Here is an 18,107-nt window from a genome sequence, read left to right as displayed (position 1 = left end):
TTCGTGCTGACTCTCTCTTGTTCCGGGAGCGCGGTAGGGAAGAAATCAAGCGCTGAGATGCGGCGGACACCCACGGATTATCGCAGGCGTTCGAAGCTCTCGAGTTGCCCGTGCGTGAACGTCACTTGATACGTGACGAGTGTATCGAGATCCTCGAAGGAGTGTTTGAGCTTGAAACGGCCGTGGTAGTCGTCTCGTTCGATCCAGCCGTCGTGGACTCGGTTCCGACAGCCGGCCATGTAGCGAAAATCGTCCTCGTCGACGTCGTCACGGCTCGCGTATGGTCTGTCTTCCGGCGGGACCGCTTCGGTGTGCCACTCCTCTTCGAGGAGCCGACCGTCCGCCGTAATCCGAAATGTGGTCATGGTCGGTCGATCGATGCCTTTCGTCTGCCAGTCGACGTCCTCGGCAGGAGCAAGCCCGTCGGGGTACTCCGGTAGGTGGACGTCGTCGTAGAGTTCGACTGTATCGAATAGCCCCATTGTTGTCCTCCATTGCGGGACCAGGAGTCGAACCTGGATCTCGGGGATATGAGCCCCGTGGACTGCCATTATCCCATCCCGCAGCACACAATTCGGAACTCACTCATGGGCATCTCTCAGTTCTCCACAGCTGTCCGTCCCTCAGTTTCGTCGGCTGGAAGTGAGAGGTCTCGGACTGTTGGAGAATGCTCCAGCCCGGATTCGAACCGGGGGCTCGGCCGTGAGAGGGCCGTGAGTTTGGCCGCTACTCCACTGGAGCGGGTTGGCCTCGTCTGGAACGGGTCGTCGGCTAGTGGGACGGGCAGGATTCGAACCTGCGCGTTCTCGTTACAAGTGAGATGAAGGAACTCTCACCGTCGCACCGGGTCTCCGGTGAAAACTCGGCGAGAGTGTGTGAATGCCAGGCTCTTCCACCGTCCCGCAGTCTCCCCAGCACGACTCGAACGTGCGTCTCCTCCTCTACAGGGAGGCATCGTAGCCGTTAGACCACAGGGAGAAAATGTCGCCGCGAGGATTCGAACCTCGGAAGGACCTACGCCAGCGGGTCTGAGCCGCTTCTCGTTGACCACTTGAGTACGGCGACGGAACGGTGAAGCGAGGATTGTCTCCCGGCACGACGGCCGGATGCCGCCACCAGGATTCGAACCTGGGAAGGACTAACCACACGGGTCTCGACCGTGTCCGTTCGACCACTCTGGCATGGCGGCGCAATCCGAGAATCGCCGGCGACTCTGCGAATCACTTCGGCACGCAGCGGCGGGAGAGTGATTCGAACACTCGTGTCCTTGCGGACGCTACGGTTCCAACGCAGTCCCTTGACCAACCTAGGGAAACCCCGCCAACGGTGAGACGGAGAGTCGAACTCCGAAGCCTCGCGGCTCTCGGTTTCACACCGAGCGCGGTCGCCTATCCGCATGTCTCACCACGCCGTGTCCCGGAGTCGAACCGAGAGCCCGTCGTCGGGGCTGGCGTAGCAAGCCAGTGGGGTCACCACTCCCCAGACACGGCACACTGAGCCGACGAGGATTCGAACCTCGGTCCTGTGCGCCCAAAGCACAGATCGTCGTCCGCTGGACTATCGGCTCACGAGGACTGCCGAGCGTTCGGCAGTTGGTTGTCTATCTGTACGACTGGTTCCGACTGCGCAACCGCGACCGAGCAGTCGCGATTGCACGTCTCATCACGGGAGCGTACTTCGGGGAACCCCGGGAATACCACACCGGGCCATGTAGGTTGCAGACCCTGCTGGGCCCGTCACCGCCGGACCGATCCGGGAAGATCGACCCAGCGGAGTGTGCCTACCTCGATGAGTATCCCCACGTGGCTACACCACGCGTCCACGCCGACGCCGGGATTTGAACCCGGATCACGGCCGTGACAGGACCGTATGATCGCCGAATTACAACACGTCGGCCTGCAGTCGCCCCGGCCGGAATCGAACCGGCGGCCTCCGGATTCAAAGTCCGGCGTCCCTCGCCAGCGGAGACTCCGGGGCTCGACGTAGCCGCAGCTCACGCTGCGGGGGATGCGTACCAGCAGCTCCTGATGCGCTCGGCGCGCACGGAACCGTCCGTTCGTCCTATTGTCAGGAACGAACGCAGACCAAACTGCCGCGAGCCTCGTCCAGTTCACTCGCTTGACGCTGGGAAGCGGATGAGCTACTGGATGAAGACAGGCGACACTCCCGTGTTCCCCAGCCCCTGACGGGTAGTCCGCGTGGGGGTCGGGTTATGCGGGTGAGGGGATCCGGCGATCGCCGGATTGCGTCGAACTCTCGTAATTGAGGTCGACGCAGTCCCAGCGAATGCCGACCAGTCTCTCCGCGCGCTGGTCGTGTAGGTACTCGCCAAACACGCGACCCGCGGCTAAGCGAGAACGAGCACGCCGCGGTCTGAGGCGAGTATTGACCATGCTGGGGAACTCTCCGTTTACGTGGGTTGTTTCGGACGTCAATACGGGATATCGTGGCAATTGTATTAAAATTGGTCAGGGTGTGGTAATCACAGGCATAGCGAAGCAGAGCACATACTGATTCCAATCTCACCGATATATTTTTAACTACATCGGTAGAATCGGAATTCATGAGGGAAGCGGCATTACGAGTTGTCGACTGTTTACGTGACCGCTCCTACGCCGTTGGCGAGTTAGCCGATGCGATCGACAAGAGTCAAAGTTGGACGTCGGAGGTCGTCAGTGATCTTGAGGACGAACACCTCGTGGAACGAAATGACGGGGTGCGGCTGGCCAACACGTACGAAGCGACACTGCTTGCCGAGCTCCTCGAGCGATATGCACTCGAAAAAGTCCTGACAGGGACGAAAGAGGATATTCTCGTTGCGCTCCTTCCGGGCCCTAAAACGATCGCTGGGTTACAAAAGCAGGGCTTCGCGAAATCGACGCTCTACCAGCACCTGAACGAAATCCAGGAAACCGGAGCGATCTCACAGACGGATGACGGCTATGCCATCAGTGACGACACGCTTCGGTCCTTCCTCGAAGCCAGAACCCGAACCACGCCCTTCGAAACCGAGTACCGCGCGAACGGCGACCGACTCGTGGCGACGAGCAAAGATGACGTCGACGGCACGCCGACTGCGTTCTCGGCGTTCACTCGCTACGGTGTTGACTATCACCCAGCGAAGACCTACGTCTATCAAGGTGATCGGTCGCTGGATCTCGAAGAGATTCTGATCCATGCGGTGACCGTCGCTGAGAACAAGAAACAGATGGCGATGGCTGGCGTGTTCTATCTGACGCACCGCGCGACCCTTGACGCCAGCGACCTCTGGCGGCTCGCAAACAGGTGGGAGTGCGTCGAGAAATGGGCAGATCTCTTTGCATACATCGACCAGCGGGAGGTCCACCACGATGAGCTCTTTCTCCCGTGGGAGGAATTCATGGATCTCGCGAACGACTATGGGGTCTATCCGCGCGGCCAACATCCGGAAGATAGCCTTCGACGGGGGCTCGAAGAGCTTGGCGACCACCTGGAGACGCCTGTCGACGTGTATCTTCTCGGAGGCGGCAACCTCATTCTGCGTGGGTTGAAAGATTCGACGAAAGATGTCGACATCGTCGTTGAGGACGGACGGACGTTCTTTGCAATCGCCGAATCGCTCCAGGACCTGGGATACGAGGAGCGTAGTGACTTGGAAGCGGCATACAACCAGCTTGATCCCAGTATTGTGGTGGAGAAGGAAGGGTTTCCACGCTGGGATATTTTCGTGGAGGCGGTCGCCGGCCAGCTCCAGTTGACGCCGGCGATGATCGAGCGGTGCGACCAATCATTCGAGTACGGCAATCTTCACGTACATCTGCTCTCGCTGACCGACATCTTCGTGTTCAAATCGATTACGGAACGCGAAGGCGATCTCGAAGATGCCGCACTGATCGCCAGACAAGCCGACCTCGACTGGGAGAGCATCTTCCAGGAGATCAAGACCCAGGAAGATCGTACTGGCCAATTATTCTCGTTTGCTGTGCTCGATACGCTCGATGTCCTCGACGAGCGACACAATATTGTCTCCCCAATCACGGACCGGCTCGTCTCGTACTGTCTCGAGAACGCGTTGCTCGTCTCGCTTGATGCCCCGAAAACCATCGAAGATCTCCGAGAAGAGCTGGATTTCCCCGATCACCAGATCTACAACAAGCTCCGGAAACTCGAAGAGGAAGGACAGATCACCGTCGATCGTAGCGGTCGGCTCAATACGTACCAGCGAGCTGAATCAACTGACCGGTAACGCTACACCACGAGTATACTCCATGGGTGAGTCGACGACATATGGATCTGAAGGAGACCGTCGATTATAAAGAGCAAGGAGAATACCCGCGCCTTTAGGCGCGGGATGAATCCGACAACCCCTCCACAATCCACCGTCGATAGCCCGACTGGATATTCCACGCCGAATCCAAACTTTAACGACAAAACACCACATAACCAGTTATGGAAGCGTTTCACGATGCACATCCACCGCACCTACCGAGCGAAAATCCTCAACCACCAGCAGGTAGAGGACTCGCTCGACCGGCACGGGTGGAGTGTGTCGAAACTCTGGAACGTTGCAAACTATCATTCCCGCCAAGTGTGGGATGAGACGGGCGAGATCCCCGACGATTCGGACTTGAAGAGCGAGTTGAAGACTCACAACAAGTACAAAGGACTGCACAGTCAGTCCAGTCAGCGCGTTCTGGAGGAACTCGCTGAAGCCTTCAACTCGTGGTACGAAACGAGGAAGTCTGATGATCGTGCAAATCCGCCCGGCTACCGCAAGAAAAACTACTACGACTCAGAAGGCCGCCGTGTCCACGAAGAACACCCGCGTAGCACGGTGACGTGGAAGCAGAAAGGCATTCGTCACGATACCAACAACGGGCGAGTGCGCCTCTCTAAAGGAGCGAATCACAAGGACCACCCCCGAGCATGGGAATACATCCTTGTTGAATACGAAACGCGCCCCGGAGTTACCGTCGAGAACCTGCAACAAGTCAGGGCCGTCTACGACAAGGCGAAAGGGCGCTGGGAACTGCACTTAGTGTGTAAGCACGAAGTGGAGACGCCCGACTCTCCCGGTGACGAGACGGCGGGTATCGACCTTGGTATCCGCAACTTCGCCGCTGTCGCGTACAGTACCGAGGAAGCCGACTTGTACCCCGGCAACCGTCTGAAACAGGACGGGTACTACTTCCCGAAAGAAATCGCAAAGTGTGACGATTCAGACGGCCAAGAAGCCACTCGATTGCACTCGAAGTGGTCGGAGCGTCGAACCCACTTCTTCCACTCCTTAGCCAAACACATCGTTGAACGATGTGTCGAGCAAGAAGTGGGTCGAATCAACTTCGGGGAACTTGCTGGTGTTCGAGAAGACGAGAACGGCGAGTCAAAGAACTGGGGGAAGCACGGCAACCTCGACTTGCACGGGTGGGCATTCGACCGGTTCTCGAACATCCTCGAATATAAGGCGAAAGTCAAGAGCATCGAAGTCGTGGAAGTATCCGAGAGCGACACGAGCAAGACGTGTTGTGTTTGCGGTAGGAAAGACGACAGTCAGCGTGTTGAGCGTGGTCTATACGTCTGCGAGACGTGTGATGCGGCGTTCAACGCTGACGTGAACGGGGCGGAGAACATCCGTCTCGACATCAACGATGAAAGTAACTCTGAGTCTGCACCCAATTTGGGTGGGGATAGGAGTACCGGCTGGTTGGCACAGCCCGGAGTCTACCTTCACGACTTGTCCAGCGGATTCCAACCGAGGGAACAAGTGGTAGACTGCAAACCCTAATATCCCAATCCAGCGGCGCGGTGCCGTGGGATTCCTCCGCGTTCACGCGGAGGAGAATGTCAACTCGCCGAAAAAATCGATCTGGAGCGGAGCGACTCCGTCCGTGAAGTCGGTCAGTCCGTGGTGATCTCCGGGACTAATGACAGACTATCGCTCCCTATTCTCTGACAATCTCTTCTAATCCGGACGGGGCGCATTCTCGTACTTGACCATCTTCTCGGGTTTGTCGGAGACGGTGTCGTAGATCTGCTGGAGCGTCTCCTCGGCGGCGAGCAGGTTGTGCGCCTTCAGGAATTTCCGACCCTCGTCGGTCAGGCCGTAGAACTTCCAGGGATAGTCCTGTCGGCGCTGGTCATCGTCTAGGGCGACTTCGTTAACGATGCCGGCGTTGATGAGCTTCTGGATGTGCTTGTAGACGGTGGCATCGCTCACACTAGGGTTGAGTTCTTCGAGTTCGTACATCGATGGGAGTTGTTGGGGATGGGCGAGAATATCGTTGAGAAGTGAAAACCGGGTCTGCTGTGTAATGAAGTGGACGAGTTCGCGTGGTGTCGTGTCGTCATCATCGCCCAAACTGGCGTCCATAGCTATCTGTTAGACTGAACGTAGCAAAGTAATTTACTCTAGAGTAAACTACCGGGACCGGTCACTCCATTTGATGAGTTGCTCGATTCGCGTACTATCCATCTGCAACGACCCTCTTTCGCAGCGAGTCGAAGTGTTCACTGCTGTACACAGTGATTCCGTCGGCGAGGATCTCGCGAAGTTTTCACCGAGGCTGAGTACGCTCTCGGTGAATTCGATATACGGCTCGAACGCGAATCGGTCGCCGCCGAAGCGGCCGGAACAGTTCGTGGACGACGGCCTCTCGTGGAATGGTCACGCGTCGAGGCGTTGGAGCAATTGCGTGACGTAGGGACTATTCTCCCAACTACGATGCGGGCTGATCGTCGTAATCAGTGTGTTCGCTTCTTCCGTGGTCAGATACCCGTTCCGGGCGTAGTCGACGATCAGCCGCGGTGTCGGGACGATCCGCGGGCCCTGCAGCACAGCGTGAATCAGCGGGAAGTTCGTCCCGCCGAACTCGTCGGTGAGAAACCCGTCCACGGCGAGTGCATTCGCGAGGACGATGCCATCGGTTTCGCCGTCGTCGAGGCCGAAGGTCGGCCGGGAGTCTGGCGTCTCGTCGCGCTCGTATGGATCCTCGACCGTGTAGTGGCTGTGGGCTGCGAGGACGTTGTTCGCGGCTGCGCCGTGGATATCCTGATACTGCGTGATGTCGCGGAGTTCGGTCACGACTTCCGGTGGGACGAACACGTCACACGAGGTGAGGAGATACTGGAACGGGTCTGGGGTGCCGGTATCGACGGCCGCGTCGGCCCGAGGCACGGCGAGACTGACGAGTGCACTGGTGTCGGCGACGACCGTTCGCAGTCGCTGGCCGCTCATCGATCGTCGTCAGCGATGTCGATTGCCGTCGCGTCGCCATCGTAGATGTCGACATCCTCTGGGGAAGCGAGATCGAGTGGCTCGTCCTCGAGGTCAGATTTGAGAAGCCGGAGCCGCTGGGCGGTCTCGGCGCCGACCAACTGCTTGACCGTCTCGAACTCGAGCTGGTCGTCGTAGTACTTGGTCGCGACGAGTTCTTGGAACGTCTCACTATCGGCGGTATCTTCGATGTACTCGCGAATTGCCTCGACAAGCAAATCCGTCCGATCCTTGTCGAAGAGCTCCGCGATCGCATCCAACCGGTCGACGAGGTACTCCGGCGACTGGAAGTGTACCCGTCGCGGATCGTCGCTCGCACTCATTCTATGTGCAAATTCTGCACATAGGTGCATAACGGTTTCGGCGACTGCACAGAGCTTGCACATCAGAGCACTTGGAACAGGACTCACTCACGCCAGTCTCAGCCGTCGTTCAGTTCGTCGAGAAACCAACTGGCTGCCGTTCCGATCCGAACACCGTCGACGTTACGCAATTCGAGGTCATTCGTCGCGGTCCGGAACGGTTCGTTGTTGACGAGGACGCGGTGGAGGACTGTGCGAACGGGATCGGTCCCGTAGATATCGGTAATGGTCGCCATTGCCGTATCGAAATGCGCATCCTCGTGATCGTCTCGAGGATTCTGCGCCCGTTCTACCACGAGATTGACCACATCATCGACTGATGCGTGGTCGGGATTCCCGGTTCGCTCACGAACGTTATAGAGGGGTTCAGCGTAATGCAAGGTGGAGCCTCCGACCTCAAGGAGCGAGCGTAGCGAGCGAGTAGGTCGGAGAGGAAACCGACACGGTACTACACCAACCACGCTCGATGGAAGGCCGACTCCCCACCGAGTCGTTACTAATATAAAAACGCCGGCCTACATCTGAACCACGGATGGAGGTACGTCGCACCGTCCCCGTCAAGCTCGACGTGGCCGACAGCGACGCCGACCTCCTCCACGATACCATCTCCGAATTCCTGTGGGCCGCCAACTACGTCGTCGACCACGCGTGGAGAGGCGAGTACAAGACCACAAGCAAAGCCGAACTCCAACGGGAAACATACGACGACGTGCGGGCCGAAACGAGACTCCAAGCGAACCTCGTCCAGAACGCTCGTAACAAGGCCGCCGACGCCGTACAGAGCGTCGTCGCTCGGTGGAGGCAGGGTGACGACGCAGGGAAGCCGCACTTCACTGCCCCGACGCTCGTCTACGACAAGCGGTGTGCGACGTTCAACGACGACCACGCGACGCTCTCGACCGTCGACGGACGCATCACCGCCGAGTACGTCCTCCCCGACGAGAACCGCGAGACGCCCCACTCGGAGTACCTGTTCAATAATGACCACGAAGTGACGGGCGGAGAACTCCACTACCGCGACGGTGAGTTCTACCTTCACGTCCGAACAAAGGCGGACGTGGAGTTCGAGACTGCCGACGACGGCAGCGACGAGCACAGCACAGTCCTCGGCGTTGACCTCGGCATCGAGAACGTCGCCGTCACTTCGACAGGTTCGTTCTGGAACGGCTCGGAGTTGAACCACTGGCACCGCGAGTTCGAGAAACGACGCGGGTCGCTCCAACAGTGTGGAACGCGGGCCGCTCACGAAACCATCCAGTCGGTCGGACGCACCGAAACGGGTCGCTACGACCACTTCTTACAAACCGTCTCGAAGGAACTCGTCGCGGAAGCCGTCGAGAACGGCTGTGACGTGATCGCATTCGAGAACCTGACGGGGATTCGTGAGCGGATGCCGAACGCAAAGAAATTCCACGCATGGGCGTTCCGACGCTTGTTCGAGTACGTCGAGTACAAAGCCGAGATGTTCGGTATCTCGGTCGACCAGGTGAGTCCTGCGTACACGAGCCAGCGGTGTTCCAAGTGTGGGACGACGCTCCGCGAAAACCGCCAGACACAAGAGCGATTCTGTTGCCAGAAGTGCGGCTATGAAGTGAACGCCGACTACAACGCGGCGAAGAACATCGGTCTAAAGCATCTCCGCTCGGCGCAAAAGTCGTCGGGCGGAGGCGCACCCGTAAACGTGCGCTTGAATCGCGGGACGCTGAACGTGAACGGCGAGTACGAGCCTGCCTGTGAAGGCCAGAGCGGGAGTCCACGCGAAAGCCCCATCACCAGAACCAAAGGTTCTGGTTAGCAGTCAGAAGCTCCGCTTCTGACGACACCCTCAACGAAGTCGTTCGAGAGACGCGAAGCGTCTCTCGTGATGACGAGACGGCGGAGCCGTCTCGAACCACGAACGGCGAAGCCGTGAGCGAGTAGGGTGGGGTAGTTTACACGCAGGCATTACGAGTCATTCCGTGGCGTCGTCGTCCGTATCTGACATCGCCGAGTCGGTTCCTCGCTGCCGGCGGATCGCAGCTAAGGTCTCCTCGAGCGTTTCCACACTGTCGATTGCGGCGACCTCGTCGGTAATCTCGTCGACGAGCGCGGCTCGCTCAATGACGGCCGCGTCGCCCGCGGTCGTGTCGATCGATGCGACGCAAAGTTCCCGCGTCTCGTGCCAGCCACAGTTCCAGCAGTCCTGTGTGACCTCGATGCGTTCCTCTTCGTCCGCCCCGAGGACTGCGTCGCGGAGCGATGTCGAAAGCGGCCGCTCCGGTCCAACTTCGATGGTGACAGAGGATCCGCACGCGGGGCAGTCCATAGTCGTCCCGAGGGATGCCTGACTGTTGAAGATAGTGGAACGATGAGACCGCTACATACGGTAACCGAATCGTGTCGGGTACTGGGGGATCTAGTAGTAACTGAGAACGGAAGGGGACAGTCTCGGTGTTAGGACTCTTCAAGCAACGAGCGCGCCCGTTGCACGTAACTGTTCGCGCTCCAACTTCGGGCATCGCTGATTTCGTCCAGGAGCAGCCCTGCATCGGTCGCTGACAACTTCTCAGCTCGAACGAGGATCGAGAGCAGGGTGGGCGTCGTGACGAGTCGCGTATCAGCGAGCGAGGCGTGGATTAAGCCAAGCTGGTTGAATTCGTCGCAAAGGAAGAGCGCAGCATCGAGGTCGTTCGCGAGGGTTACCGCGGCGTTCTCCCCGTCATCGAGTGGAAATTCGGCGTCAAGCATGACCGACCGAACATCGAGTACCTCAGTTCGGTCGAGTACGGTGGCTGCGGCATGACCGTGCGCGTCATCGTACGAGGCAATTTCTTCGAGTTCATCGATGACCGCTTCTGGCACGACGACTTCGTATCGAGTCAGACCCATCGAGAGTGGGTCGGGCTCTGTACCAGCGACGATCCCGAGACTGACGAGTGCAGACGCGTCTGCGACGAGTCTCGACATTTATAGGTCGGCAGCCGCGTCGATGAAGTCCCCGTCCAATTGCTGTTTCAACACCCGAATGTTGGTCGCCTCTTCGGCTCCGACGAGTGCCTTGAGTTGCTCGAACGAGATCTCGTCGTCATAGTAAGCGGCGGCGATTTCCTGCGTGAGCGCGTCGTCGTGGGCTGCCTCTTGGAGATACTCCCGGAGTGCAGTCACGAGGATATCGGTTCGATCCTCGCCGAGGACCTCCGCGAGGGCGTCGGTTCGATCGATAAGTCGGTGCGGCGCCCGAAACTGGACGCGTTTCTTATCGCTGCTCATGATGTGTACATTGTGAGCTAGCTTACTTAGCGCTTGTCGTGTGTACAATGTGAGCTCACTCGCGTGTGTCGGTAGAGGCTCCTCCTCTCTCGTTTGCAGCGGTCACTTCATCGTCTCTGGCCGACGGTGAGATTCGTCTCAGTAGGAGTGGTTTTGTTGGCGCGGTAGCGAGGCGAAAGCCCACTCCCACTTTTTGATAGGTGGATTAAAGCAGATCCTGCGCCGGATGTGGCGATTGCCCAATGCACTTTGATATCAGTCGAGAACGGCGGGGTGGTCGGATCGAGATCTGCCTAAGAATCGGTACTGCGACCACCTGAGCGAATCGGACGAAAACCGTCGAGGTGGACGATTCAGGGGATGAGCGCGTCCTCGACTCGTCGAACGATGGCAGGCGCGGCGGCCGCGAAGCGGTTCGCAACGGCGTACTGCGCGTAGAGATAGCGTCCGGGCGACGAGACGGTGTCCTCGCGGATGTCCCTATCGGCGTTCCGAATCGGATTGCGAGCGTAGACGGCGAGGCGGCGTGCAAGAAGCGCAGGTGCTGTGTCGAGAAGGGCGCGGAGCCCCTCCACGGCGGCGGTACGTTCCGCCTCGATCGGATTGACCGACTCGGGAACACTGTACGCACCATCCGAGACGGCCTCTCTCGCGTCAGCGAGGGCACGATCCGCGGCGAGTGCCCGCATCGCGGAGACGATGGCGATTGTGTAACGGCCGTCGTCGTAGTCCTCGACAGCCATTTTCGCGCCACTCCATCGGCTACGCGCGAGTTCTTCGAGCAGTTTCGCGGCTGCGGTGTTCTCGATATCATGTTCGAACCCGCTCGTCAGCGCCTCGAGGTCGGGGGCGTCCACGTACGGATCGATATCCGCGACGAGGTCGTCCGCGACGCGCGAGAAGCGATTTCCGTAGTCGCGCGGGTCGTCGAGCGTCGACACGTAGTGCTCCCGGAGCTGGCGGGCGTCCACGGCGTACGCGCGACCCCATTCGATGTCTTGTGCGAGTTCGGCGACATGCAGGACGGTGTTCTCGTACTCGTAGCGTCGGTTCGTCTCGGTGAGTCGGATACCGGTGCGACCCCACCCCACGATGCGAGCGTGTTCGGTGAGCGCGCCTACTGGGTCGTCGGACGGGCCAACGTATCGGTAGTCGTCGAGGAACGCCTCGGCCTCGCGATGGTGGCGGTCGCGACGTGCGGCGACATCCGTCGCGGTGAGGTCGCCGTCGAACGCGGCGAGACCGGCGTGGACGAACATCGCCTCCGACCGCGGATATGTCAGACCGGCGAGTGCATCGGTGCGCGTGGATTCATCGTCGTTCTGGACAAGAGCGGCGCGTGCAGACTCACTCTCGCTGGCGAGTCGATGGCGGACGACTCCGTTCGGAACCGCTGAGATCGCCGTATCCGTGTCGTCGAGAAGCGAACGGACGCGCTCGTGGGCGGCCGTGAGGTGCGCCGACGTTGGCTGGACGGGGATGGCGGCGGGCACTCGCGGTAGATCACTGGGGAGTGTCGCGAGCGCCGAGTCGTCGTACTCGACGGTCTCCTCACTCGACAGGAGATTCAGCGCACTACAGCCCGCGAGCGTGCCCATGACTGCAGTGCCGGTGGCGGCGAGCAGCGAGCGACGGGTGTGTCGACTCACGCCGACTCACTCCCGTTGCGGTAGCGTTCGGGAATTGGATCGCAGCTACCGCCGCTCCCGAGGGAGAAGCCGCCGTACTCGCTGCCGGGGAACGGAAGGCGAACGAACGCGGCGACGTGGTCACGGGCGCGGCGCTCGCAGGCGGTATGGGCGTCGCGGATCACTTGACAGAAGTCGATATCCGGGTCGCCGTCGGCATCTCTGGTGACGTAATTCAGCTTTAGCCGGTAGCACTCGCCGATCCGCGTCTGGTAGACGAGCACTGATTCGCTCGCGTACGCCGTCTCCGAGACGAGTCGGCGGACGGCCGCGACGTTCGTCGCGTCGTCCGCGAACTCGAACCCCGCAGCACCGCTCTCGCTCTCGATCGTGTGAATGGAGAGTGGTTCGGGCGTCGACGATGTCTCCTCTGCATTCCCCGCGTCACCGGTATCCTCGCGTGGCGCGACGATGGGTGGGTGCTCGCCGGTCGAGCGCCTCATCGTGACGGTATAGTCGGTGACGAGCGTCCCGCCGTCGGGTGTTGCGCTGTCCGTCTCGGAGGCGTTACAGCCAGCGAGCGCGGTGACGACACTGGTACCCACACTGGCGAGGAGGGCACGTCTGGAAGGCATGAGGGCCATCGCGAGTCGACGATGACCGTGGAGCGACAAGAATGTCGGCGGTCAGTTCTCGATGTCGAACGACGTGCCGGGTTTTGGTGTCTCGACCTTGGTGTCCGTCGCCCGGATCGTGGCTATTCACCCCAGAGGGTCGCGATCCGGTCTTCGATCTCGTTGAGCACGAATGCCACTACGTCACGATGGTCGACCGACCACGTGGTGTCCTCGCCGGGCGTCGCGGCTGTGGGTGGTGGGTGGAAGTGGTCGCGCGTATTGTGGGGATTCGGGTGCCGGTCCCACCGGCACTCCCAAGCGTGGTCTGCGTGTTCCTCTCGATAGTGGAGCTTGAAATCGTCGTTCGTGTACCAGCGAACTGACAGTCGCGCGTCGTCGACGCTCGCCGGATAGTAGGCCGGTGCAAAGATGACAGTGAGCTCGAGGTGACCGCTTGTCTCCGTGATGGTCGCTTGAGAGACTTGCCTCGTGGCCTGAAGCCGTGTCTGGATGAACTCGAGGATGGGGCGGTCGATGGGGGCGGGACTCCCACCATCGCCTGTCGGTGGTGCCATCGAGCGGACTACCCGGAGGCTTGCTCTCGCTCGCCACCCGTGCGTTGCTGGCGGGCGCGTTCGTGACGCTCGCGGTCCTCGCGGGCGGTCGCCCAGTCAGCGAGGTCGCTGTACACCTCGTCGATGGTTCGCTCGTCGCTGCTCTCTGCGAAGGCGACGGCATCGACTGCGGCCGGTGACGCGGCATCGTACGTTTCCTCGTACTCGGCAATGCGCGTCGTGAGTTCACGAACGCGGTCCTGTAGTTCCTTGACGGAGTGCTCGGCAGCGAGTTGATTGATCCGTCGCCACTCGAAGTACGCATCATTTCGCTCGTAGGTGGTTGGATGACCGTCGTGACGGGTGACGATCCCGAGGTCGTCGAACCAGCCCAGATACTTCCGAGCGGTCTTCGGATCGCAGTCGACCTGCTCCGCGATGGCACTCACCGTCGTCGGCTCACGGGTCTGGAGGATCGTTCCGTAGATGCGCTGTTCGACATCGTCGCCACTGAACGGTTCCTCGAAGGATGGCGGGTCGTCGGGAGATTCTGTCCCAGCCATACCCATATTTGCAGAGCTACTGATATAGTTCTTGCTTTCAAGAATAGTTTCCGTTACTTCGGTGGTATCCGAGTCACACTTTCAGGCCTCCTCTGCGCTACCGGAGTCCGACCGTCGGGTCATCGTCGAACGGGTCGTCGGGAACTGGGTCGAACTCATTCGAATCGTTCAGATCTCTATCAGTGATCGGCTCGATCTCGGTATCTGTCCCCTCCGTGGCAACCCCCACAGAGTGGAAGTCCTCGATGGAGATTTTCCGTGCGTCCCGCCGTGCAGCTCGGCGCTTCGCATCCGTGACCAATTCCTCGATGTCGGCCCCACTGCAGCCGGCAGTGTGTTTCGCTAGCGTCGCCAGCTGGTCACCGGTGAGGTCGTGCGGTACGTCTGTAAGCTTCGCTTGGAGAATCGCATGTCGGCTCTCTTCCTCGGGTAGTCCGACCTCGATATGCGACGCGAGCCGCCCTGATCGGAGGATTGCAGGATCAATATCCTCGGGCCGATTGGTCGCGCCGACGACGATGGCCGTTCGATCCTCGGCGGTGAGATGGACGAGCAATTCGCTGGTGATTTTTTGATCCTCGGCGTGGGCGCCGCCGGCGCCGACATCCCGTCCGCCAAAGAGGTGCTCGGCTTCGTCGAGGAAGATGACGCACGGGCCGACAGCGGCAGCCTCCTCGAATAAGTGGCGCACTCGCTGTGGCCCTTCGTTGATCCACTTGCTGGTCACATCCGCCGGCCCCAACTCGACGAAGGGAACGTTGAGTTCGCCGGCGAGCGCTCGGGCGAACAGCGTCTTGCCGGTCCCTGGCGGACCATGGAACAGGATTCCTCGTGCGGGCTCGATCCCGAAGCGGACATACCGGTCGTCACCGCGTGCCCTCGCCCGCGTTGGCTGGAGGACCTCCTCGGCGAGTCGCTCTTTGACATCGTAGTAGCCGCCGATGTCGTCGAAGCCGATGTCCGAACGAGTCCAGTTGTACTCGTAGTCTGGAATATCCATAGCATTTGCCGCGGCTCGTGAAGCTTCTGGGGTGGTCGCGTCAGCGATCTTTTCAGAGGAATCTGAGTTGGTCACCCGGAGCTCTGAACTGTCGGGTTCAGTTCGTCCATCGTCCATAATCTCGCGAAATTTCTCGTAATCGACAGACGGTTGGTGGTACTCTCCAGTGGCGTAGTAATAGCCGTTCTCCCCTCGTGGGTCGTAGAACGTCAGAGCAACGAACGAAGCAGCGATTCCCAGTCCGAGTGCCGCTTGGATTTGTGGACTATTCGGAGTGACATTACTCAAGAAACTCAACTGCGACACCGAGGCGAAGGAGGAAGCCAGCGTCAGGCCTTCTGCGAGGAGTAAGAGCACCACGAACAATTCGTACACCTGTGCGAAGGGGTACAACCCTATCCCTCCTACCGATTTCAGACCCGGGACACCGAGGTTGCCTGCGATGAAAATGAATAGAAGACCGAACCCTAGCCCGACAGCAGCGGTCGGTGGTAGATTGAGCAAGGGCGCGATAATCCACATGTGAACGAACGCTAGCGTCGTCCAGGCGACCATGAAGAACAGTCGATAGAGGTCTCGCTTTCGATGCTCACGCTCCATGACTCGGTACGTCGCGTACTCCACTATCGCGAAGAATCCGAGGAAAGCGACGACTGAGAGCGCAATATCGAGGAAACTCATCGAATCATCCGAAGGATATCCTCTGAAAGTTCGCGAGGGGGCGAGCGTGGCGGTTGGCACGGGCGAGCCGCGCTAGGGGGAGTGGTCATGCGAGCCGCGCGATGATACAGCCATCGGGAACGACCTCGATAGAGGTGCTCGCGATGGTCTATGGTCGTTTCATGGTGGTGATTGAATATAACTTCTCGCCCATATCCTTTGACCTGTGGCGTCGCGGATTAACTCACACTGTCTCGGAAGGCTCCTCTCCGGTGTCCTCGTCCCACGGGGAGTCCGTAGCCTTCCCAGGGCCATCACGCTGCGTTGACCAGTCGATGTCGGCATCTTCTCCTGAGCCATCCGACTGAGGATTGTTTCCCGGGCCAATGAGGTGTTTCCCGCCACGCTTGCCGATTTGGTGGGCCGCGTAAGGACTCCGCGTCACCGCTCCTGCGAAGACAATCCCACTGGCCTTTCCCGTCTGAATACCGGCTTTCCCGACCCGCTTACCAGCTCGGCCGGTTGAGACAGCAACTTGACCCGGGGCCTTCGCGGCGACTTGAGCGGTCCTGATCCGCTTCACGCTCCGGGCCGATTTCGAGGCTTCTTCCCTAAACGCACGCGCCTGTTCACCAAGTCGTTGAGCTCTGTCGTTGATGTTGACTGTTGCTTCTCCGCCCTCGGTGGAGGGATACGTCACCCTTCCGTGGGCATCGGGAACGACCGCGGTGACCCCATCTACAGGTTGTTCGGAGTCAGTCAGGATGCCGCGGTCAACGGCTTCGGCGACATCAAATTCACCATTCTGGTACGCTTCGGTCAAGAAATCACGATTTGCATCCTCCTCGGCGGCTGCGTCCATCTGCTGAGAAATCGTTCTTCGGTGTGCATCGATACTCTCAGAACCGACTACTTTCCGAGCACCGATTACTCCGCTATCCCTTGCTTTGGCTCCCAATTTTTTCATTGTCGAACTAGTCTGACTTGCCGTCGTTCTGGCTGCCTTCACGCCAGGGAAACCTGCCGCCTTCCGATGTATGGCGTCCTTATTGACTGACAGAGCCCCGGGTGCCGTATCCACGCTGTCCTCAGCAGGCGGTTCACGCGTACTGAGTGCGTCAGAGATACTGTTCCGCATCGTCCCCCCGACGCTCGAGTTGGCAGTTCCTGCTGAAGGGTCGGTCGCCGTCCCACCTGACGACCCACTCCCAACAGAGCTGCCACTTCCGGCACTCGACCCACCGCCTCCGCTCGTCCTCTCAGCCGAGGACTTCGAGGCGCTACTCACGGCACCGGATCCAACACCTGCCCCCACGACAGGTGCGCCGACTCCCGTGGCGGCGATTGCGGCAGCTACGGTCGTCATGAACGCGGCGTCGACACCGAGGGGCTGGCCGGCCCAGCCGATGGTCTTCCAAATTGTGACGAACAGAATGATCGGGAAGATCAGCGCGAGCGCCGAGGCCGTGTAGAACGAGGCAATATCACCCGAACTGGCGACGCCCCCGGTCGCAATCACATCGAACACTCGCATCACGAGCGCGATGATCGGGCCCACTAACAGGGCGTACACGCCCATCCGAAGCCACGTCGAGGCGAACCTGCTGATCGCCTTCATGGGTCCCCAGTTCGCATACCAGAGGACGGCGAAAAACGGCGCGCCTACCGCGACTGTGAGTACGATGAACTGCCGGAGGACGAGTAACACCGAGGAGAGAATGGTTGCAAAGAGCATCAACGGGACAGCCACCGCGAGCGCGACGAGTTGAATTCCCGTGCCGAGGGTTGCCCCCCAACTCCCGCCGAGATCGGCGTCGAAGGTGAGTTTGAACGCCGCTGGGGCGAGGGCATCCGTCACGCCATTCGACGCCTCGATCAGGAACCCAAACAGCGGCTTCGAGATAGCAATGAAGACGATGACGGCAACGATCCGGGCGACCATGTTCCACAGCGTCGCCTCCTGGTCCTCACTAAACGGCATCACGATGAGCCCCGCTGCAATAAGGATCGGGAGCAGGGCTATCGAGAGTTCGAACACACTGTCCCACGCGTCGACAAACTGGGCGTCGGTCAGGATAGTCGGGTTGATCGTGAGCAGTGGCTTCAGCCCGAAATTGAACATCACGTTGATCGCCCCAACTAGGAGCGAGCGGAGGAACTCGATAATGGCCCGGACAATCGCATCCGGAAGCCAACCAAGGTCCAAGAGGTCAGCCACGGCA

Annotated in this window: 17 protein-coding genes and 9 tRNA genes; 3 read left to right on the top strand and 23 right to left on the bottom strand. The window is 59.8% G+C overall.

All coding sequences use genetic code 11. The features are described from left to right. Positions 1-77: 77 nt before the first annotated feature. The 10 genes from HALNA_RS01715 to HALNA_RS01670 all read right to left on the bottom strand — a co-directional run bounded on the left by HALNA_RS01715 (position 78) and on the right by HALNA_RS01670 (position 1,978). On the bottom strand, positions 78-482 hold the full coding sequence (locus HALNA_RS01715; RefSeq protein WP_049934515.1) for a hypothetical protein: 405 nt from the start codon (positions 480-482) through the stop codon (positions 78-80). A 12-nt stretch (positions 483-494) separates the two neighbouring features. Continuing rightward, positions 495-565, bottom strand: a tRNA-Met gene (locus HALNA_RS01710). Between the two features lie 103 nt (positions 566-668). Next, positions 669-741, bottom strand: a tRNA-Glu gene (locus tag HALNA_RS01705). A 34-nt stretch (positions 742-775) separates the two neighbouring features. Further along, positions 776-902, bottom strand: a tRNA-Thr gene (locus HALNA_RS19665). 80 nt (positions 903-982) lie between these two features. Then, positions 983-1,065, bottom strand: a tRNA-Leu gene (locus tag HALNA_RS01690). A 42-nt stretch (positions 1,066-1,107) separates the two neighbouring features. Next, positions 1,108-1,189: transfer RNA gene (locus HALNA_RS01685), tRNA-Leu, on the bottom strand. A gap of 47 nt (positions 1,190-1,236) precedes the next feature. Continuing rightward, positions 1,237-1,322 (bottom strand) — tRNA-Ser (locus HALNA_RS19660). 172 nt (positions 1,323-1,494) lie between these two features. Beyond that, positions 1,495-1,567, bottom strand: a tRNA-Pro gene (locus HALNA_RS01680). Positions 1,568-1,822: 255 nt separating this feature from the next. Continuing rightward, positions 1,823-1,896: transfer RNA gene (locus tag HALNA_RS01675), tRNA-Asp, on the bottom strand. Between the two features lie 6 nt (positions 1,897-1,902). Then, a tRNA-Gln gene (locus HALNA_RS01670) sits at positions 1,903-1,978 on the bottom strand. A 585-nt stretch (positions 1,979-2,563) separates the two neighbouring features. Here HALNA_RS01670 and HALNA_RS01665 point away from each other — a divergent pair. Both HALNA_RS01665 and HALNA_RS01660 read left to right on the top strand, forming a co-directional pair. Further along, positions 2,564-4,225: an ArsR family transcriptional regulator gene (locus tag HALNA_RS01665; protein ID WP_049934513.1), complete on the top strand. Its 1,662-nt coding sequence runs from the start codon at positions 2,564-2,566 to the stop codon at positions 4,223-4,225. Between the two features lie 219 nt (positions 4,226-4,444). Next, positions 4,445-5,764 (top strand): RNA-guided endonuclease InsQ/TnpB family protein, encoded by a 1,320-nt coding sequence (locus HALNA_RS01660; RefSeq protein WP_049934510.1) that lies wholly within the window; start codon positions 4,445-4,447, stop codon positions 5,762-5,764. A 177-nt stretch (positions 5,765-5,941) separates the two neighbouring features. Here the strand turns inward: HALNA_RS01660 and HALNA_RS01655 are convergent, their stop codons facing one another. The 4 genes from HALNA_RS01655 to HALNA_RS01640 form a co-directional block, all read right to left on the bottom strand. Continuing rightward, complete coding sequence (locus HALNA_RS01655) at positions 5,942-6,349, bottom strand: MarR family transcriptional regulator (RefSeq protein WP_049934509.1); 408 nt, start codon at positions 6,347-6,349, stop codon at positions 5,942-5,944. A 294-nt stretch (positions 6,350-6,643) separates the two neighbouring features. Then, positions 6,644-7,213 carry a hypothetical protein gene (locus HALNA_RS01650; protein WP_049934507.1) on the bottom strand — a complete coding sequence of 190 codons (570 nt, stop codon included), beginning with the start codon at positions 7,211-7,213 and terminating at the stop codon, positions 6,644-6,646. Then, positions 7,210-7,575: a ribbon-helix-helix domain-containing protein gene (locus HALNA_RS01645; RefSeq protein ID WP_049934504.1), complete on the bottom strand. Its 366-nt coding sequence runs from the start codon at positions 7,573-7,575 to the stop codon at positions 7,210-7,212. The genes HALNA_RS01650 and HALNA_RS01645 overlap by 4 nt, the downstream gene beginning before the upstream one ends. A 98-nt stretch (positions 7,576-7,673) precedes the next feature. After that, on the bottom strand, positions 7,674-7,994 hold the full coding sequence (locus HALNA_RS01640) for a hypothetical protein (RefSeq protein WP_049934502.1): 321 nt from the start codon (positions 7,992-7,994) through the stop codon (positions 7,674-7,676). A 152-nt stretch (positions 7,995-8,146) separates the two neighbouring features. Here HALNA_RS01640 and HALNA_RS01635 point away from each other — a divergent pair, with 152 nt between their 5' ends. After that, positions 8,147-9,409: an RNA-guided endonuclease InsQ/TnpB family protein gene (locus HALNA_RS01635; RefSeq protein ID WP_049934501.1), complete on the top strand. Its 1,263-nt coding sequence runs from the start codon at positions 8,147-8,149 to the stop codon at positions 9,407-9,409. A 156-nt stretch (positions 9,410-9,565) separates the two neighbouring features. On the opposite strand, the gene HALNA_RS01630 is transcribed toward HALNA_RS01635, so the two are convergent. The 9 genes from HALNA_RS01630 to HALNA_RS01590 form a co-directional block, all read right to left on the bottom strand. Next, positions 9,566-9,919, bottom strand: coding sequence for a hypothetical protein (locus HALNA_RS01630; RefSeq protein ID WP_049934500.1), 354 nt, complete (start codon positions 9,917-9,919; stop codon positions 9,566-9,568). 128 nt (positions 9,920-10,047) lie between these two features. Next, positions 10,048-10,560 carry a hypothetical protein gene (locus HALNA_RS01625; protein ID WP_049934499.1) on the bottom strand — a complete coding sequence of 171 codons (513 nt, stop codon included), beginning with the start codon at positions 10,558-10,560 and terminating at the stop codon, positions 10,048-10,050. After that, positions 10,561-10,863, bottom strand: coding sequence for a hypothetical protein (locus tag HALNA_RS01620; protein ID WP_049934497.1), 303 nt, complete (start codon positions 10,861-10,863; stop codon positions 10,561-10,563). 353 nt (positions 10,864-11,216) lie between these two features. Next, positions 11,217-12,512 carry a hypothetical protein gene (locus HALNA_RS01615; protein WP_157573394.1) on the bottom strand — a complete coding sequence of 432 codons (1,296 nt, stop codon included), beginning with the start codon at positions 12,510-12,512 and terminating at the stop codon, positions 11,217-11,219. Next, a complete protein-coding gene (locus HALNA_RS01610; protein ID WP_049934495.1) occupies positions 12,509-13,135 on the bottom strand; it encodes a hypothetical protein in 627 nt (208 codons plus the stop codon). Before HALNA_RS01610 ends, HALNA_RS01615 begins: the two co-directional genes overlap by 4 nt. A 113-nt stretch (positions 13,136-13,248) precedes the next feature. Beyond that, positions 13,249-13,683, bottom strand: coding sequence for a hypothetical protein (locus HALNA_RS01605; RefSeq protein ID WP_049934494.1), 435 nt, complete (start codon positions 13,681-13,683; stop codon positions 13,249-13,251). 8 nt (positions 13,684-13,691) lie between these two features. Continuing rightward, positions 13,692-14,225: a DUF7342 family protein gene (locus HALNA_RS01600; protein WP_049934493.1), complete on the bottom strand. Its 534-nt coding sequence runs from the start codon at positions 14,223-14,225 to the stop codon at positions 13,692-13,694. Between the two features lie 97 nt (positions 14,226-14,322). After that, entirely contained in the window at positions 14,323-15,906 is a 1,584-nt protein-coding gene (locus HALNA_RS01595) for an ATP-binding protein (protein ID WP_049934492.1), read from the bottom strand. A 223-nt stretch (positions 15,907-16,129) separates the two neighbouring features. Further along, positions 16,130-18,103 (bottom strand): spermidine synthase family protein, encoded by a 1,974-nt coding sequence (locus HALNA_RS01590; protein ID WP_157573393.1) that lies wholly within the window; start codon positions 18,101-18,103, stop codon positions 16,130-16,132. Positions 18,104-18,107: the final 4 nt, after the last annotated feature.

The organism is Haloplanus natans DSM 17983 (assembly GCF_000427685.1).
Lineage (GTDB): Archaea > Halobacteriota > Halobacteria > Halobacteriales > Haloferacaceae > Haloplanus > Haloplanus natans.
Note: the sequence above shows the minus strand (reverse complement) of the source record. Positions and strands in the feature narration are given on the sequence as shown.

What these genes read in the sequence shown, in the direction of transcription:
- HALNA_RS01715 (WP_049934515.1), bottom strand. Translation starts at nt 482, where the DNA reads ATGGGGCTATTCGATACAGTCGAACTCTACGACGACGTCCACCTACCG.
- HALNA_RS01665 (WP_049934513.1), top strand. Translation starts at nt 2,564, where the DNA reads ATGAGGGAAGCGGCATTACGAGTTGTCGACTGTTTACGTGACCGCTCC.
- HALNA_RS01660 (WP_049934510.1), top strand. Translation starts at nt 4,445, where the DNA reads ATGCACATCCACCGCACCTACCGAGCGAAAATCCTCAACCACCAGCAG.
- HALNA_RS01655 (WP_049934509.1), bottom strand. Translation starts at nt 6,349, where the DNA reads ATGGACGCCAGTTTGGGCGATGATGACGACACGACACCACGCGAACTC.
- HALNA_RS01650 (WP_049934507.1), bottom strand. Translation starts at nt 7,213, where the DNA reads ATGAGCGGCCAGCGACTGCGAACGGTCGTCGCCGACACCAGTGCACTC.
- HALNA_RS01645 (WP_049934504.1), bottom strand. Translation starts at nt 7,575, where the DNA reads ATGAGTGCGAGCGACGATCCGCGACGGGTACACTTCCAGTCGCCGGAG.
- HALNA_RS01635 (WP_049934501.1), top strand. Translation starts at nt 8,147, where the DNA reads ATGGAGGTACGTCGCACCGTCCCCGTCAAGCTCGACGTGGCCGACAGC.
- HALNA_RS01630 (WP_049934500.1), bottom strand. Translation starts at nt 9,919, where the DNA reads ATGGACTGCCCCGCGTGCGGATCCTCTGTCACCATCGAAGTTGGACCG.
- HALNA_RS01625 (WP_049934499.1), bottom strand. Translation starts at nt 10,560, where the DNA reads ATGTCGAGACTCGTCGCAGACGCGTCTGCACTCGTCAGTCTCGGGATC.
- HALNA_RS01620 (WP_049934497.1), bottom strand. Translation starts at nt 10,863, where the DNA reads ATGAGCAGCGATAAGAAACGCGTCCAGTTTCGGGCGCCGCACCGACTT.
- HALNA_RS01610 (WP_049934495.1), bottom strand. Translation starts at nt 13,135, where the DNA reads ATGGCCCTCATGCCTTCCAGACGTGCCCTCCTCGCCAGTGTGGGTACC.
- HALNA_RS01605 (WP_049934494.1), bottom strand. Translation starts at nt 13,683, where the DNA reads ATGGCACCACCGACAGGCGATGGTGGGAGTCCCGCCCCCATCGACCGC.
- HALNA_RS01600 (WP_049934493.1), bottom strand. Translation starts at nt 14,225, where the DNA reads ATGGCTGGGACAGAATCTCCCGACGACCCGCCATCCTTCGAGGAACCG.
- HALNA_RS01595 (WP_049934492.1), bottom strand. Translation starts at nt 15,906, where the DNA reads ATGAGTTTCCTCGATATTGCGCTCTCAGTCGTCGCTTTCCTCGGATTC.